The following is a 14,845-nucleotide window of genomic DNA, read 5'->3' as shown; positions in this document are numbered from 1 at the left end:
TACGGCACCTCGCCATCATATCCGGGGACGCCGGGCGGGGCTGACAGTTAGTTGCTTTTTATCAGTCGAGCCAATTCCGTTTGGCTCGACCTCCGGCCGCGAACGGCTTACCGGACAAGCCCAAGGCCAACAACTATCAGCACTGACACCCAAGACTAAATGCGAATGATTTGCATTTACGAGATAATTAGCCCATTATTCAGCCCATACCTTCAGTCGAATACACGCCATGACCACGCTAGACATCAGCCGCCTCGAACCCGCACTTCCCGCGACCGCGAAACCCGGCGCCACCGCCACGCCCCATGCATCGGCAGCGCTCGAGGTGCTGCTGTCGCGCCAATCGCATTGGCCGCTCACCGAACCCGGCCCGGCCGACGCCGAACTCGATCTGATCTTCGACGCCGCGTTGCGCGCGCCCGATCACGGCAATCTGCGGCCATGGCGCTTCGTCACGATTCGCGGCGAAGCACGCGGTGCGCTCGGCGACCTGCTGGTCGATCTGGCCAGCGCGCGTTCGCCCGAGGAACCGCGCTCCGCGCACGCGCATCGGCGGCAAAAGGCCTTCGCGGCGCCGCTCGTGATCGCACTCGGCGCGGCCGTGACGGCGCATCCGAAAGTGCCGGAAATCGAGCAACTGCTGGCGGCCGGCGCGGCAACGATGAACATGCTCAACGCGATTCATGCGCTCGGCTACGGCGGTTTCTGGGCCACGGGACCGGACAGCTATGAAACGCGTCTGCACGACGCGCTGGGCTTCGCGTCGAACGAGCGTCTGCTCGGCTTTCTTTTTGTGGGCACGGCGAAAACGCCCGGTCAGGCACCGGTGCGGCCGTCGCGTAGTGCGCACGTGCGTGAATGGTTGCCATCGCAACTAGCCCGAAACTAATACAAGCCATTGACGCATACGTTGCGTCATCACCCTTGCGTCGCAAGCGACAAGCGCTGGCCTGCGACGCGGCAGCTACTCAATCCGGCCGGCGCGACTCATGGACCGTGTCCATTCAGGAGCCTCGATGAACTTTCGCTCTCACTACAGCAGCCGTCCCGAACTGATCGACGATCATCCGACCGACACCACCGACGCGCCCGAGCGCACCGTCCTCAGCGCCGTTCGCACCTGGCTGCGGCCGGCCTGCGAATCGGCACGCGGCGGCGTGCAATGGCGCGACATTCTGAGCGGTGTCGGCTTGCGACAGGACGGCATAGAACATTTTGATTTGCTGATGCGTTCGCTAATGCACGTGTCCTATCGTCCGCTCGACATGCGCTGCCGTTGCGCCAGCGATCTCGGCAAGGACGAAGCCGTCATTTTGCAGACCATCGCGTTGCTGCAAAAAACGCATAGCGGCGCCGCGTTGCGCATGTTGAGCGAGTGGCTGCCCTCGCCCGCGGTCAGCGGCGTGCTGAAGCTGATCCGCTGGTTCGCGATCGATCTGCTGGACGCCGGCATGGAACTCGACGTGCAAGCGCGTCGCGTGACCTACATGCATTGAGGACGCAGCCCATGTCACTGGAATTGGACCTGGCTGCGCCGACGTCCTCGCGCGTGCGCGACGGCAGCGATGCGCGTGCGACCGAACCCGCGGCGAACAGCGCCCGAATCGCGCACGCTATCGTCACTGCCGCACCGCCCGTTTTCTCTTCTCACTCACTGACGCGCCACTATCCGCGTGGCGTCACCGCGCCGCGCGCGGGCGAGTTGCAGCTGTGGCGATTTCGCTGCGAATGGTTGCCGGTGCCGGTGCAGGAGGGCGACGGCTGGCTGTCGAAGACCGAGCGCGAACGTGCGCGATTGCATCCGAACGCCGCGTTGCGCAAGCGCTTTGTCAGCGCGCGCGTGGTGGTGCGCTGGATCGTCGCGAATCTGTTCGACTGCGCGCCACGCGACGTCGATCTGCAGGACGACGGCAACGAGAAACTGCGCGCACGCCACCCTCATGACGGCCGCGGCATGACCATCGACATCGCTTACGGCGGTATCTGGATCGTGGTGGGCGTTGCATCGGCCACGCTGGGCTTGAGCGTCATCGTGCCGTCACCCGGCGCAAGTGCCGACGAGACGCCGGAAGGCGCGCGCCGGCGTGCACGTTATGGCAGCCTCTGTAATGCGCTGCGTTATGCGCCGGTGGATATCGACATGGATCTGCTGTTGAGCAACACCGCGAGTTGCGCATTCGACCTCGCGGAGCATGGCCGCTGGCATGTGTTCGATCTGCCGATGGGCGGCAAGATTCGCGCGGCGGTGGCGCTCGCGCAGCCGGTTACGCAAGTGCATACCTTCGGTTGGCCGAAGTCTCTGGCGATCGGCGAAATCAACCCCTAGCCGGCCAACGTCTATCGCGTTCTATCGCGCGAAGGTGGCGGTCGACCACGCCACGCACGCCGAATAGGCGTCTGGCGCTGCGATCCACTGTGCGGCGATTTCGCGCATATCGTCCGGAATCCGATTGCTTAACGTCACCTGGCTACCTTCACGCGGCAGCACCGTCAGGTGCTGCAAACCACGCGAGATGCCCGCGCCCGTTGTCTTGACGAGCGCTTCCTTCGCCACCCAGGCTTCGTAAAACGCAGCGGTCTGCTGCATCGCATCGCGGCGTTCGAGCCATGCCACTTCGGTGGGGTCGAGCGTCAACGCTGCAATCGAACGCCAATCGAATCCATCGCGCTGCTGTTCGATATCGACGCCGACGCGCCGAACCGGCGACATCGCGATCAAGCCATGCGCCCCCGCGTGCGATACGTTGAAATCGAAGCGGGCCGAGTCCGCCAGATGCGGACGGCCATTTCCGTCCTGAGCAAAACGTATGGCGTGAGCGGTGATGCCAAGGCGTTGCGCGAGCAGTTCACGCAGCGCGGCACGCACGCTCGCGAAACGCACCGTGTCCTCATGGTGGAGAAATCTGCGGGCACGGGCACGCTCGTCGTCGCTAAGGGAGGCGAAGACGGTCGCGTCGCTCAGCGACGCATCAAAGGCAAAATCGATCCGCCACAACGAAATATCGGACGGACCGTCGTGCGGCAAAAGAACAGGTTCGATGGAATGCATCGCAAAGATTCGGACGATCTACGTACGGTAGAAAAGGAACACGAAAAGACCATTCGCGACTCTACCCGATATCACGCCCGATTCCACCTCTGCCTTCAGATGCGCTTCATGTCCTTCGGTACGCCGAGCAACAACGCCACGCCGCTGACGAACAGCAACCCGCTCAGCAGATACAGCGCGTTATCCATACTGCCGGTGTGCGTCTTGATCAGTCCGATCACCCACGGACTCACAATGCCGCTCGTAATGCCGATGCTGCTGATCAACGCGATCCCCGCCGCCGCCGCCGTGCCGGACAGATAACCCGACGGCACCGTCCAGAAGATCGGCAGCGCCGCGAAGATCAACACCGAGGCCAGCGAAAGAATCGCGAGCATCGCGGGAAAGCTGCTCAGATGCAGCGTCAGCAGCGAAAGCGCCACGCCGCCGCCAATCGTGCAAACGGCAAAATGCCGGCGACGTTCGCCGCGGCGATCCGAGTGACGCGCGATCAGAATCAACCCGACCGCCCCGATGGCATTGGGAATCACGGTGTACAGACTGATCGCCACCACGTCATGCACGCCGAAGTCGCGGATCATCAGCGGCATCCAGAAGTTCAGCGTTAGCGAGGCGCAGGTCAGCGAGAAGTAGATGAACGCGAACAGATAGACGCGCGGATTGCGCAACGCGTGCAGAAACGAGCGCGACGAATGCGCGTCCGACGAAGCCCGGCGCCCTTCGTCGCGTTGCGCGATCAGTTGCGCTTTTTCGTCGGCGCTCAGCCAACTGGCGTGCTGCGGACCGTCCACCAGATAGAACGCGGCGAGCAGGCCGAGCACGATCGCGGGCGCGCCTTCGATCACGAACATCCACTGCCAGCCGAACAGGCCCAGCACGCCGCCCATGTCGCGCATGATCCAGCCGGATACGAGACCGCCGAGCACGCCCGCCACCGCGACGCCCGCGAAAAAGATCGACAGCACGGCCGCCCGCCGCCGCGCCGGATACCAATACGTCAGATACAACACGATGCCGGGAAAGAACCCCGCTTCGAACACGCCGAGCATGAAGCGCAGCAGATAGAAGTGCGACGGCTTCGACACCAGCATCATGCCGACCGACGCAATGCCCCACAGCAGCATGATCCGCGTGAACGTGCGGCGCGCGCCGAAGCGTGCCAGAAGCATATTGCTCGGTACTTCACAGATCACATAGCCGACGTAGAAAACCGCCGCGCCGAGGCCATACATGGCGTCGCTGAAACCGAGGTCGTGCTTCATCTGCAATTGCGCGAAGCCGATATTGATGCGGTCGAGAAACGACACTACGTAGCAGAGAAACAGAAACGGAATGATCCGCAGCGAGACCTTGCGATATAACAGGTCGTCGTGCGCGGCAGCGGAGGCGCCCGGCTCGAGCGCGGGGGCGAGGGATTGGCTCATCGATTATCTCCAAACGTGAGGGTCCAACGGACCCGCCGGGTCCGGCGTCTTGAAGCGCCGCGTTGTCGTCGTCTACGTGGACGGCAGGCGGCGTTGTTACGCCGCGTCGCCGCTGTGAATGGCGCGCGGCTCGAATGGCCGCGCGCGTGTTTGTGCTGCTTTTAACGGTGCTTTTTTAATGCTGCGTTTTAATGCGGTTTTCTAACGCTGCTTTTTAACGCCGCGGGCTTAAACCGCTGGCTTAAACCACTCGCTTAAGCCGCGAGCGAATGCGCCTGCGTGTCTCGCGCTGAAACGTCGATTACCCCGTCGCGCGCATGCTGCACGGCTTCGAGTAGCGTCGCGTGATCGCCGATATGGTTGGCGAGCAATAGAATCAGTTGCGCATTCGCCGACTGGCTCTGCGCCTCGTCGAGATCGCGATGCATGTCGATCAGCGCTTCGTAGAAATCGTCGGGGCGCGTGAGATTCGGTTGCGTGTTCAGTGTCATGTCTGTCTCCTGCTATTTTTTGCCGATGCCTTGCCGTGGTCGCAACTGTGCCGCGTGCCTGGGCCAACGGTCCAGGCTCCAGACTTCAGGCCGTCCCTTCGACGCACAATGCGCGTTTCAGCGCCTGCGTTACCGCGTCCGCATCGAGCTGCCGCCAACGCGCGCACACATGCTGGTCCGGCCGGATCAGATAGAACGTGCCGGGTTTGGCGTCATAACGTGCGTTCGCATGACCATCCGCGTCGTGAGCGACTTTCACACTCGCCGAATGCGAAACTGAAATCGACGCGGAGGCCAGAACAGCCGCCTGCAGATCACCGCTCGTCACCACGACAAGCTTCAACGGAATCGGCCCGGTGTTCAGCGCATCCAGCGCGGCGCGCGTCGCCTGATCGACACCTTGCTCACCGCAGAACAACACGCCGGTGAACTGCTGACCGAGTTGCTGCAACAACCAGGCCGGTTGCGCGGCCACCAGAACCGGCGCATCGACGCACGACGCGCCCGGCACCATCGCCCCTTCGAAGCGATCGCCGTCCGCGGTATTGAGCGGCGAATCGCGCAACACCGCCGGCACCGACAGGCGCCCACTATTCGCCAATTGCCGCGCAAACGGATGCTGCCGCGAGAGCTTCAGCACCGCATCGCGGAACACGCGACTCACGGGACTCTTCGGCGTAATGAAATCGGTGGAGCGGGTGGAGTTGCGGATGTTTTCATCGGCGGCGAATTCGCGTTCGCTCGCGTAGGTGTCGAGCAGCGCGTCGGACGCGTTGCCTTCGAGCACCATCGCCAGTTTCCACGCGAGATTTTCCGCGTCCTGTACGCCACTATTCGCGCCGCGTGCGCCGAACGGCGAGACGCCGTGCGCGGAGTCGCCCGCAAACAGCACGTTGCCGTGCCGGAACCGATCCATGCGCAAACACGAAAACGTATAGACGCTGACCCATTCCAGTTCGAACTTCGCGTCCGCGCCGAGCAACGCGCGCACGCGCGGAATCACCCGCTCCGGGGTCTTTTCGAGCACCGGATCGGCGTCCCAGCCCAACTGGAAATCGATCCGCCACACGTTGTCCGGCTGACGATGCAGCAACACCGATTGGTTCGGATGGAACGGCGGATCGAACCAGAACCAGCGCTCGGTTGGAAAGTCCGCTTCCATCTTCACATCGGCGATCAGGAAACGATCCTTGAACGTGACGCCCTTGCTGTCGAGTCCCATCAGCGTGCGCATGGGGCTGCGCGAGCCGTCGGCGGCAACGACATAGCGGCCGCGCAACGGGTACGGTCCGTTGGGTGTATCGACCGTCAACGTCACGCTGGCATCGTGTGTGCCCGGCGCGCCGTTCTGCTGCACGCCGACCACTTTGCTCTTCCAGCGGATCTCGAGATTCGGCAATGCCTGCGCACGTTCGAGCAAAAACCCTTCGACGTAATACTGCTGCAGATTGATAAACGCGGGCCGGTTGTGACCCGGTTCCGGCTGCAGGTTGAACGTGTAAACCAGTTCGTCTTTCAGAAACACCTTACCGACGTTCCAGCTGATGCCCTTCTCCACCATCCGCTGACCGCAACCCAGTCGATCGAAAATATCGAGCGACCGCTTCGAAAAGCAGATTGCCCGCGAGCCGGTGGACAACGAACAATCGTCGTCGACCAGCACGACCGGCACGCCCTGCTGCGCGATATCGATCGCGGTGGCCAGGCCCACGGGGCCCGCACCGACCACGATCACCGGATAAGCCGCCTGCTCCGCGCCGCCGTGCGCGCTTTGCTCGCGGCACGGCTGGTAGTCGAACGACAGCGTCTGGTAGTTGATGCTCATCTTATGTCTCCGTCCTGCTCTTCTCGGCGTCGCTATAGCGCGGTGGGGATCAGGCTTGCAGCGCGTCCCACATGTCCTTGTCGCGTTGCGCGGTCCAGATGCGCGGATGCGTAATGCCGCTCGCTTCGTCGAATGCGCGCGACACGTCGAACGGCAGGCAATGCTCGTAGATGAACACGTGGCCGAACTTCGGGTCCATCGCCTTGCGCGTGTGCGCCATCGCGGCCTTCAGATCGAGTTTCTGTTCGACGGCTTCGCGACCTTGCTGCAGCAGCGTGGTGACGAAGTCTTTCGTGTAGTCGAGACCCTTGTTGACGTCTTCCGGCGTGGTCAGCGCGGGGCCACGGCCCGGCACCAGCTTGTCGGCCTGCAGCGCGCGCAGCGCTTCGAGCGTGGCCGGCCACTGTTCGAGTTGGGCGTCGCCGCAATAACACGCCGCGTCGTACTCGACCAGATCGCCGGAGAACAGCACCTTCTGCGACGGCAGCCACACGACCGTGTCGCCCTTCGTGTGCCCGGCGCCGAGATGCGCGATGCGCACTTCGAGCTTGCCGAGAAACAGCGTCATTTCCTTCTCGAACACCAGCGTCGGCCACGTCAGGCCCGGCACTGTTTCGACACCGGCAAACAGACGCGGGAAGCGTTCGATTTCCGACTTCATGTCCGCCTCGCCGCGCTCGACGATCATCTCGTACGTGCCGCGGCTCGCGATCACCTGTTGCGCGCCTTCTTCGAAATACGCCGACGCGCCGAGCACACGCACCGCGTGGTAATGCGACAGCACGACGTATTTGATCGGTTTATCGGTAACGCTGCGGATCTTCGCGATGAGGTCTTGCGCCATGGCCGGCGTGGCGGTGGTGTCGACGATCAGCACGCCGTCGTCGCCGATGATCACGCCCGAGTTCGGATCGCCTTCCGCGGTGTACGCGTAGGCGTTCTCGGACAACTTCGTCCACGTGACTTTCTTGACTTCCAGATCGGCCTGGGATGCGAATGCCTTTGCCATGCTTGTCTCCCTCAAAAGTTGGACGTGAGGCGAGACGGCCGGCTGCGCACGGAATGCGCGGGCTGACGGTATTGGAGGATTGTCTCGCCCCGTTTTGACTCTGTGACTGCGCCGGTGTGTCGGGGTGAATGCATCTTATGGCTGCGCGAGTTTATTTGTCAATAGCGAAATGTATCGCTATACGCAAATCTTCATGCGCCTAAGATGGAGACGGGCAATGCGGCAGTCGCTTAGGCTTTCGGCAAGGCCATCGGTTAACATGGACCCTTTTTTACGGACGGGCGCGAGGGTGAGCAAAGCAGCGAAACCGGCCGTGGGCAAAGGCGCGGGCGGCGACGACAGCGCGCCAGGCGGCAAGCCGCAGCGTGGCATTCAGAGCGTGGAAGTGGGCGGCCGCGTGCTGCTGGCGCTCGCGCAGGCGCGCACGCCGCTGGCGTTGTCGGATCTCGCTACCGCCGCGCAACTCGCGCCGGGGCAGGCGCACGCCTACCTGGTGAGTTTGAGCCGGCTGGGTCTGATCAAGCGCGACGACCTGTCGGGCCGCTACGAACCGGGGCCGTTATCGCTGCGGCTCGGTTTGCTGCATCTGGAAAACCAGCCGGCGTTTCGCGCCGCCGTGCCGCGCGTCGCGACGCTCGCGGAAGCGATCGGCTTCAGCGTGGCGATCTGTATTGCCGGGCCGCAAGGGCCGACCATCGTCCGCTATGAGCACGCGGGGTTTCCGCTGCACGTCAATTTGCATGTAGGCACGGTGATGTCGCTACCGGCGACGTCGACGGGACGCGTGTTTTGCGCTTATCTGCCGCGCGAGGTGCTGGACGCGATGTGGGCGAACCAGACGGGCGCGACGAATGGCGCGATGGGCGCGATGGGCACGGTGAGTGCGATGACGCCGCCCGACGAAAGCGCCGCGTTCGAAGCCGCGTTGAACGAGATTCGCGCGCGCGGTCTCGCACGCAGCGTGGATGCGCCGAGTCCGGGCATCAGCAGTTTGAGCGCGCCGGTGCTCGATGGCGACGGCGGTTTGTCGCTGGCGCTGACGGTGATCGGCTCGACCGGCGCGATCGATGTCGCCGCCGACGGTCCCATCGCCCGCGCGCTGCTCGCCGCGGCTCATGACATTAGCGTTGAACTCGCCGCTGCGCCTTCCCTGTTAGCTTCTTCTGCCACGTGACCGATTCTCTCGACCTCTCTCTCGCCGGTTCCGCCGATGCCAAACCGCAGCGCGGCATCCAGTCGCTCGACAGCACCGGCGAGTTGCTGGCGGCGCTGGTCTCGGCGGCGCGGCCGCTGAACTTGCGCGATCTTGCGGCGGCCGCTGGCATGCCGCCGGCCAAAGCGTTTCCGCATCTGGTGAGTCTGCTGAAAATCGGTTTGCTCAAGCGCGATGCGTCCGGCTGTTTCGAGGCCGGGCCGCTCGCGCTGGAACTCGGGTTGATCGGCTTGCAACGCCTCTCGCCGGCGCGCGAGGCAGAACCCGAGGTGGTCGAGCTGGCGGCGTCGACCGCGATGAGCGTCGCGATGGCGGTGCTGGGGCCGCTGGGGCCAACCGTTGTGCGTCTGGAGGAATCGGCGCGGCCGCTGCATGTGAGCTTGCGGGTCGGCACGGTGATGTCGCTGGTGAATACGGCGATTGGCCGCGTGTTCGCCGCTTATGTCGCCGACGACGTGCGCGCCGGTCTGCTAGCGCAGGATCATCTGCGGCTGGCGGGGGCGGACGCGGCGGATATTTTCGCGGCGAAAGCGCGCGGAGTTGGAGCGGGTGTGTCGAAGACGGTCGATGCAAACGCCGGCGCGACCTCAGCGTTAACGCCTTTGACTCAAGCCTACGCGCAGCGTCTCGCGCAAATCCGCGCGGACGGTATCGATACTGCGTTGAGCCGACCTGTGCCTGGCATCAATACGCTGGCCGCACCGGTGCTGGATCACACCGGCAGCATCTGTCTCGTGCTGGCGCTGATGGGACCGAGCGGCAGCTTCGATAGCGATCTGACGGGTGGTCCGGCGCAGACCTTGCGCGCCGCGACGCTGAGACTGTCGCGGCGGTTTGGGTGGATGGCGGCGACGAGCGGGGCGTGACGCTCGACGGCTCATTGCAGGTCAGTCTTTTGGCAATGCGTTAAGACGTAGGCCGGTTGCGGCCGGTCGCCCGCCGCCGATACCACCACCGGCCAGCCCCCATCACACCGGCAAGCACCAGCACCCCAATCAACGCAACGCGCTTCTTATGCCGCCCGGCGTCACGCCGCACGTCACGCCGCACGTCACGCCAAGCCTGCGTATAAGTGAACGTCGCCGCCGCCTTGAAATCCGGCTCCGGGCACAGCGAGCCAAACGCCCCGCCGAAGTCCACGTACGCCCCCTCCTTCACATAGCGCTTGTAAAAACCCTGCGCGCGCTCGGGATCGTAGTTGTGCATCCAGTCCGTCCCGCGACACAACACGGCAGCAAACGCCTGCGAGCGCGCCGGCAATGCGTCGGCCGCTTTCGCGATGTACCCAGCAGCAATCTCGCGGTAATGAAAGCGCATCAACGGCTGGCTCTCGCTTGCCGCGTAGCGGCGCTTTTCATCGGCGTTGACGAACGGTCCTGCCAGATCGTCCTCCGCGCGCGTCGCGGGCGTTTCCGGCGTGTTCGGCGTGTTCGGCTGTTTCGCTAACGCGGCGGCTGCGTCGCTGGCCGCGTTCGCGTCCGAACCGCGCGCCACATGCGCGCCGATCACACCCGAGCGCCCCGAGCCGCCCTCGAAATCGCCGTCGATGTCGTGATAATCCGGCCCCTGCTCATAGCCCATCAATTCCATGCCGAACTGTTTCGCGAGCGTCGCCGCGGCGAACCAGCCGCGCGCGCGATTCGTGCGGGTCCACGCGTGCTGCGCCTGGTCGAGCGCGGCGCCATAGTCGTGCGCGAGCTCACGCAGATGAAGTTGCGTGCGCACCGTCTGGCCGTTTTTCCAGTCGTAGGCGCTGTAACGCGGGTCGTCGTCGGCGGGAAAATACGGCAGCGCTTCGTCGATACGGCCATCTCTCACGAGACGGCGTGCCAGCAGATAACGCAACGAGTCGCCGGCAGACGGCCGCGCTGCGTAATACGCGTTCGGATCGGTCGGCAGCGGCGGCGCGGCGGACCATGTCGGCACGCGCGTATCGACAAAGTGCTTCAACTCGTCCGTGGTGAGCACGCGCTCCGCGATGTACGCCATATCGCTGCCGTACGCGATATCGGTCACCGAGCCGTCGTTCACACTCGCATCGTCGCTTCGCGACGCGGCGTCGAACAGATAACCGAGTGCCTCGACATACTGTCCGCGCGACAAGGTCAACACCGCCTGCTCGCCTTTGATCAGTCGTACGCCCGCCGGCTCCACGCTCGAATCGGCGGCCGGAAAACCCTTCGAAGCCTGCGCGTACGCCTGCACGGCCGCGGCCGTATCGCCCCGGCGCAGCGCGAGTTTCGCGTTCACCCAGCTAGCCAGCGCGCTGTGTTCACGCGCCGCCAGCATGCCGGCGAAATCGTAACGGCCGACTCGATAAGCCAGCGCGGCGAGACGATCGGCGCCCGCTACATGATCGATGCCGCGTTGCCGGATCGCCTCCACCAACGAGGTCAACGCCGGATTCGGTTTGATGCCGTGGTCGCCGCGCGCGGCATCGGCATAGCCGGTCGGCCCGAAACTGTTGTCGTAACCGCCGTAGTATTCGGACGCGCTCGCCGGCTGGTCGTTGACGATATCGCCTTCGCGCGCGAGCGCATACGCCACCAGCAGACGTTGCGCGACCGGATCGTCGATCAGCGACGCAACCCGCGTCTTGCCTGCCTTGCCGGCCAGCGCCCATGCCGCGATGAATTGCAGCGACTCCACGCCGCTCACGCCGCCGCGCGCCGCCTGTTGCGCATAGAGGCCGATGGCCCGCTTCAGGTCCGCGGGCGCGATCGCCGCCGCGCAGGGCGTGTCGTTCAGGAAGCTGCGGTAATCGCACTGCATGTCCGATTTCGGATTGTGCAGATAGGTCAGCGCTTCATCGCCGAAACTGGCGACCGCGAGGCCCTGCGGGTCGGGCGCGCCGTTCGCGGCGAGTGCGCGCGGGCGTGCGTACGCCGCGGGCAACGCGGCGGTGAGGGTCTTGCATGTGGCGGCATCCGTGCAGCTGTCGGCTCGCGCCTGGGCTATCGCCGCGAGTTCGGTTGCCGCTGCGACCGAGCGCGGCGCGCCGGATGAGCCAGGTAGCGCAAGCACCGCTTCGAGGCGGGTCGTGGCGCGGGTCAGGAGGGATTCTTTGCTGGCGCAGGCGGATGACGTCGTCGCGGCGCTCGACGACGCACCGCCTGAGTCGGGCGCGGCGTGATTCGCAGCGTCGGCACCGGAAGCCGCCGCGCTGGATGCCGGCGCATCGGCCGTTGGCGCGGACGAGCCGGACGCCGCCGACGCCGCCGACGCAACCGCCGTACTCGCGCAACCCGTCAGCGCGTGCGTATAGTCCACGTCGGCCGCGGCATAGAGACGTTGCGCGTCCGGCACGCCCGTTCCTAGCGCATACGCCGCGTCGCCGTCGGCGGCTTTGGCCATTGTCGCGAGTGTCGCGATCTGCGCGGGCGTCAGACCGGCCAACACCGCCTTCGCCGGATCCACCGCTTGCGCGCCCGCCGCAACCCGCACGGCTTCGGGCGCCAGCAAATGATCGCTCGGCGTCACGAGCCGCGCCACCTCATAAGCGAACGAATTGTTCGGCGTGCCCGACAACGTGCCCGCGCGATTGTCGAGCAATTGCAGCGGAAAAAACGGTCCGCATGCGTGGACGATCACAGCGCCGGCCAGTAGCGCGAACGCGCCGCCGAATGCGACATATTTACGGTTCAACATGAACGGAGACCTTGTGGTGATCGGTTTCGCCGCAGCGAAGCCAGCCGATGTCGCGGCGCATGCCCGCGCGCAACAAGCCGGGTTGTACGCGACGCAGCAGCATGCCGCGCGCGTCGTAATCGAGTGCATAACCGTTGATGCCGTCCGCGGCCTGGCAAGCGGCGTCGGTGCGCACGATCGCCGGCAGCGTCGAATCGGCGTTGCCGCGGCTCACTAGCGACACGTCGAACAAGCCCGGCTGCTGCGCGTTCGGATGGACGTCGACGCTCATCGCTGAAGTCAGCGGTGCGCGGCTCAAGACAGCGCGCCAGGTTGTCAGACTCCACGCGCGCTCGTCCGCGTCGGTGGGCAAGCGGAACCAGACGATGCCCGCCAGACCGCGCAATTCGTCGCGTTGAATTTGCGCGACGAACGCCGTCATCTGCCCGGGCTGCGCGACCAGTTCATGCGACAGGCCTTGCGCGAAACCGTTCGCGAGCAACATCGGGCGTTCGCTTTCAATGCCGGCCACGCGGCCATCCGCACCCCAGGTCACGCGCGAGCCGTAAGTGGGCAACGCGACGCGCCATGGCCGCTGCGTGCGTCGCGCGAAAGCATGCAGCCACGTGCGCGCTTGCGCTGGATCGAACAGGCCCTGCGCCGGGTTCATCACCGCGTGGACCTGAAGGATGGCGGCGTCGGCTTGCGTCAGCAGCGCGTCGAGCGCGGGGCTGTCGAGCCAGGTGGGCAACGCGGTGATCGTCAGTTTGATGGCGGGATCGAGCTGCGCGCGCAGCGCGGCGAGAAACCGCGTGTAGGCCGCGAGTTTCGAGGTCGCGCAGTCATGGTCGATTTCAATGGCCGCGGGTGGCACACCGTGCTGTTTCCAGTCGTCGGCGAGTTGAGTAATGCGTGCGACCGGCAAGCTGTCCAGATCGTCGAGTTGGCCGTCGATTCGCACCACGGCCGTGATCGGCACACCCGTTGCCGCGAGCGTCGCCCAGTCCGGCGACACGGCGGTCCAGTCGTTCCGGCTGTCTTTCTCGGCGGCGAGCACGTGCCACGACTGCACCAGGCCACGGCTCTGCTGGATCGCCGCGTTGACCGACGGCGTCCATTTGCGCTGCCAGACATAGGCGTCGTTCGGTAACGGCGTGACCGGACGGCTACACGCAGCGACCAGAACGATTAGCGACAACACGACAAAAACGGCGAACGTGCGTCGCTTGTGTCGCAATGTGCCGCTGTCACTCATAGTGCAGGGCTTTCGGCACGCTGTAGGCGGCGCCGTTGTAGTTCAGCGTGGTGGTCGAGCGTTTCGGCGCGCCATCCTTCGACACGCAATCGCTGCTCGTCTGCTTGCTCACGCGCTCTTTCGAGGTTTCGCCGACGCGCAACGTGGCATAGCCGGACGCGTTGGCCGGACCGACGGCGAGCGAACGCGCGATCGACGAAAACGTTCCCGCGCAATTGCCATCCCATTCGCCGGAGTCGTTCGCGACGAGCATGTCGTCGAGCACGCGGCGCAGCGTGTGGCCGTCCTGTACATACAGGCTCAGCGCCTGCGCTTCGTAGGGATTGACGCGCGACGAACCTTCGTACGTCACGCGCACGCCGAACGCGCGCAGTTGCGGCGTCAACTGATAGCGCGCCGTGTCGAGATCGATCGAACTGAAGCGAACCGCGTCCGACGTGATCGCCGACGGTTCGTAGAAGTGCGCGACGATCGCACCGGATTTGCTGTCAGCAACGAGCACTTCGACGTCGTACACGGCTTCATCGTCGGTGGCGCCGGCCTGGGGCATCGGCTGCACGGCCAGAGTCAGCGACGGGTCCGCCGGCCAGACTTTGCACGCCGCGTGCTCGCTATCGAGTTGGCGGCCGGGGTGCAGCGTTTTCATCCATTGGCTCAGATTGGCCTGGCAAGCCGCCTTGGCATCGGTATCGGCGTCGGCATGGGCGAACATGGGCAGGCACAGCACGGCTAAGGCGATGAGTTTTTTCATTGTTCTCCCGGTTTGCTTTATTGGACGTTCTGCCGCGCGCTCGCGAATCGAGCTATTGCCGCGGATTTTAGGGCGAGCGCTGTCCGTTGTAAAACGATGGTGAGGCGGGAGTGTGAATAGGGGCGTTTCAGCGTGGTATCGCCGATAGCCAGGAGAATGGGATTAATGCGAAACGCAACAAGCGGGGCGACCGTCGCCAGG

Annotated in this window: 13 protein-coding genes; 5 read left to right on the top strand and 8 right to left on the bottom strand. The window is 64.6% G+C overall.

The window, feature by feature from the left end:
• Positions 1-229: 229 nt before the first annotated feature.
• The 3 genes from HWY05_RS30020 (at position 230) to HWY05_RS30010 (ending at position 2,326) form a co-directional block, all read left to right on the top strand.
• Positions 230-889 carry a nitroreductase gene (locus tag HWY05_RS30020; RefSeq protein ID WP_176060589.1) on the top strand — a complete coding sequence of 220 codons (660 nt, stop codon included), beginning with the start codon at positions 230-232 and terminating at the stop codon, positions 887-889.
• A 127-nt stretch (positions 890-1,016) separates the two neighbouring features.
• Positions 1,017-1,496: a hypothetical protein gene (locus tag HWY05_RS30015; RefSeq protein WP_035559925.1), complete on the top strand. Its 480-nt coding sequence runs from the start codon at positions 1,017-1,019 to the stop codon at positions 1,494-1,496.
• Between the two features lie 11 nt (positions 1,497-1,507).
• Positions 1,508-2,326 carry a hypothetical protein gene (locus HWY05_RS30010; RefSeq protein WP_176060588.1) on the top strand — a complete coding sequence of 273 codons (819 nt, stop codon included), beginning with the start codon at positions 1,508-1,510 and terminating at the stop codon, positions 2,324-2,326.
• Positions 2,327-2,347: 21 nt separating this feature from the next.
• Here HWY05_RS30010 and HWY05_RS30005 read toward each other — a convergent pair whose 3' ends face one another.
• The 5 genes from HWY05_RS30005 to HWY05_RS29985 all read right to left on the bottom strand — a co-directional run bounded on the left by HWY05_RS30005 (position 2,348) and on the right by HWY05_RS29985 (position 7,798).
• Complete coding sequence (locus HWY05_RS30005; protein WP_176060587.1) at positions 2,348-3,049, bottom strand: 4'-phosphopantetheinyl transferase superfamily protein; 702 nt, start codon at positions 3,047-3,049, stop codon at positions 2,348-2,350.
• A 95-nt stretch (positions 3,050-3,144) separates the two neighbouring features.
• Positions 3,145-4,473 (bottom strand): MFS transporter, encoded by a 1,329-nt coding sequence (locus HWY05_RS30000; protein ID WP_035559935.1) that lies wholly within the window; start codon positions 4,471-4,473, stop codon positions 3,145-3,147.
• Between the two features lie 254 nt (positions 4,474-4,727).
• Entirely contained in the window at positions 4,728-4,964 is a 237-nt protein-coding gene (locus HWY05_RS29995) for a DUF2783 domain-containing protein (RefSeq protein WP_035559938.1), read from the bottom strand.
• An 85-nt stretch (positions 4,965-5,049) separates the two neighbouring features.
• Positions 5,050-6,789, bottom strand: coding sequence for an FAD-dependent oxidoreductase (locus HWY05_RS29990; protein ID WP_176060586.1), 1,740 nt, complete (start codon positions 6,787-6,789; stop codon positions 5,050-5,052).
• Positions 6,790-6,838: 49 nt separating this feature from the next.
• Positions 6,839-7,798, bottom strand: coding sequence for an MBL fold metallo-hydrolase (locus HWY05_RS29985; protein WP_035559951.1), 960 nt, complete (start codon positions 7,796-7,798; stop codon positions 6,839-6,841).
• A 259-nt stretch (positions 7,799-8,057) separates the two neighbouring features.
• Between HWY05_RS29985 and HWY05_RS29980 the strand changes: the two genes are divergently transcribed.
• Positions 8,058-8,972 carry an IclR family transcriptional regulator gene (locus tag HWY05_RS29980; RefSeq protein WP_176060585.1) on the top strand — a complete coding sequence of 305 codons (915 nt, stop codon included), beginning with the start codon at positions 8,058-8,060 and terminating at the stop codon, positions 8,970-8,972.
• On the top strand, positions 8,969-9,877 hold the full coding sequence (locus HWY05_RS29975) for a helix-turn-helix domain-containing protein (RefSeq protein ID WP_176060584.1): 909 nt from the start codon (positions 8,969-8,971) through the stop codon (positions 9,875-9,877). Before HWY05_RS29980 ends, HWY05_RS29975 begins: the two co-directional genes overlap by 4 nt.
• 40 nt (positions 9,878-9,917) lie before the next feature.
• Here HWY05_RS29975 and HWY05_RS29970 read toward each other — a convergent pair whose 3' ends face one another.
• From HWY05_RS29970 to HWY05_RS29960, 3 genes are read right to left on the bottom strand one after another with little or no spacing between them, the layout of a single operon-like run.
• On the bottom strand, positions 9,918-12,659 hold the full coding sequence (locus HWY05_RS29970) for a hypothetical protein (protein ID WP_176060583.1): 2,742 nt from the start codon (positions 12,657-12,659) through the stop codon (positions 9,918-9,920).
• On the bottom strand, positions 12,646-13,893 hold the full coding sequence (locus tag HWY05_RS29965) for a DUF3142 domain-containing protein (protein ID WP_176060582.1): 1,248 nt from the start codon (positions 13,891-13,893) through the stop codon (positions 12,646-12,648). Before HWY05_RS29965 ends, HWY05_RS29970 begins: the two co-directional genes overlap by 14 nt.
• Positions 13,886-14,644 (bottom strand): hypothetical protein, encoded by a 759-nt coding sequence (locus HWY05_RS29960; protein ID WP_176060581.1) that lies wholly within the window; start codon positions 14,642-14,644, stop codon positions 13,886-13,888. Before HWY05_RS29960 ends, HWY05_RS29965 begins: the two co-directional genes overlap by 8 nt.
• Between the last annotated feature and the right edge of the window lie 201 nt (positions 14,645-14,845).

Source organism: Paraburkholderia sp. BCC1876 (genome assembly GCF_902833695.1).
Classification (GTDB): Bacteria; Pseudomonadota; Gammaproteobacteria; order Burkholderiales; family Burkholderiaceae; genus Paraburkholderia.
This window is presented reverse-complemented; position numbering and strand designations above follow the sequence as displayed.

Bases quoted from the DNA above. Each gene is read 5' to 3' on its own strand.
- HWY05_RS30020 (WP_176060589.1), top strand. From the start codon at position 230: ATGACCACGCTAGACATCAGCCGCCTCGAACCCGCACTTCCCGCGACC.
- HWY05_RS30015 (WP_035559925.1), top strand. From the start codon at position 1,017: ATGAACTTTCGCTCTCACTACAGCAGCCGTCCCGAACTGATCGACGAT.
- HWY05_RS30010 (WP_176060588.1), top strand. From the start codon at position 1,508: ATGTCACTGGAATTGGACCTGGCTGCGCCGACGTCCTCGCGCGTGCGC.
- HWY05_RS30005 (WP_176060587.1), bottom strand. From the start codon at position 3,049: ATGCATTCCATCGAACCTGTTCTTTTGCCGCACGACGGTCCGTCCGAT.
- HWY05_RS30000 (WP_035559935.1), bottom strand. From the start codon at position 4,473: ATGAGCCAATCCCTCGCCCCCGCGCTCGAGCCGGGCGCCTCCGCTGCC.
- HWY05_RS29995 (WP_035559938.1), bottom strand. From the start codon at position 4,964: ATGACACTGAACACGCAACCGAATCTCACGCGCCCCGACGATTTCTAC.
- HWY05_RS29990 (WP_176060586.1), bottom strand. From the start codon at position 6,789: ATGAGCATCAACTACCAGACGCTGTCGTTCGACTACCAGCCGTGCCGC.
- HWY05_RS29985 (WP_035559951.1), bottom strand. From the start codon at position 7,798: ATGGCAAAGGCATTCGCATCCCAGGCCGATCTGGAAGTCAAGAAAGTC.
- HWY05_RS29980 (WP_176060585.1), top strand. From the start codon at position 8,058: ATGGACCCTTTTTTACGGACGGGCGCGAGGGTGAGCAAAGCAGCGAAA.
- HWY05_RS29970 (WP_176060583.1), bottom strand. From the start codon at position 12,659: ATGTTGAACCGTAAATATGTCGCATTCGGCGGCGCGTTCGCGCTACTG.
- HWY05_RS29965 (WP_176060582.1), bottom strand. From the start codon at position 13,893: ATGAGTGACAGCGGCACATTGCGACACAAGCGACGCACGTTCGCCGTT.
- HWY05_RS29960 (WP_176060581.1), bottom strand. From the start codon at position 14,644: ATGAAAAAACTCATCGCCTTAGCCGTGCTGTGCCTGCCCATGTTCGCC.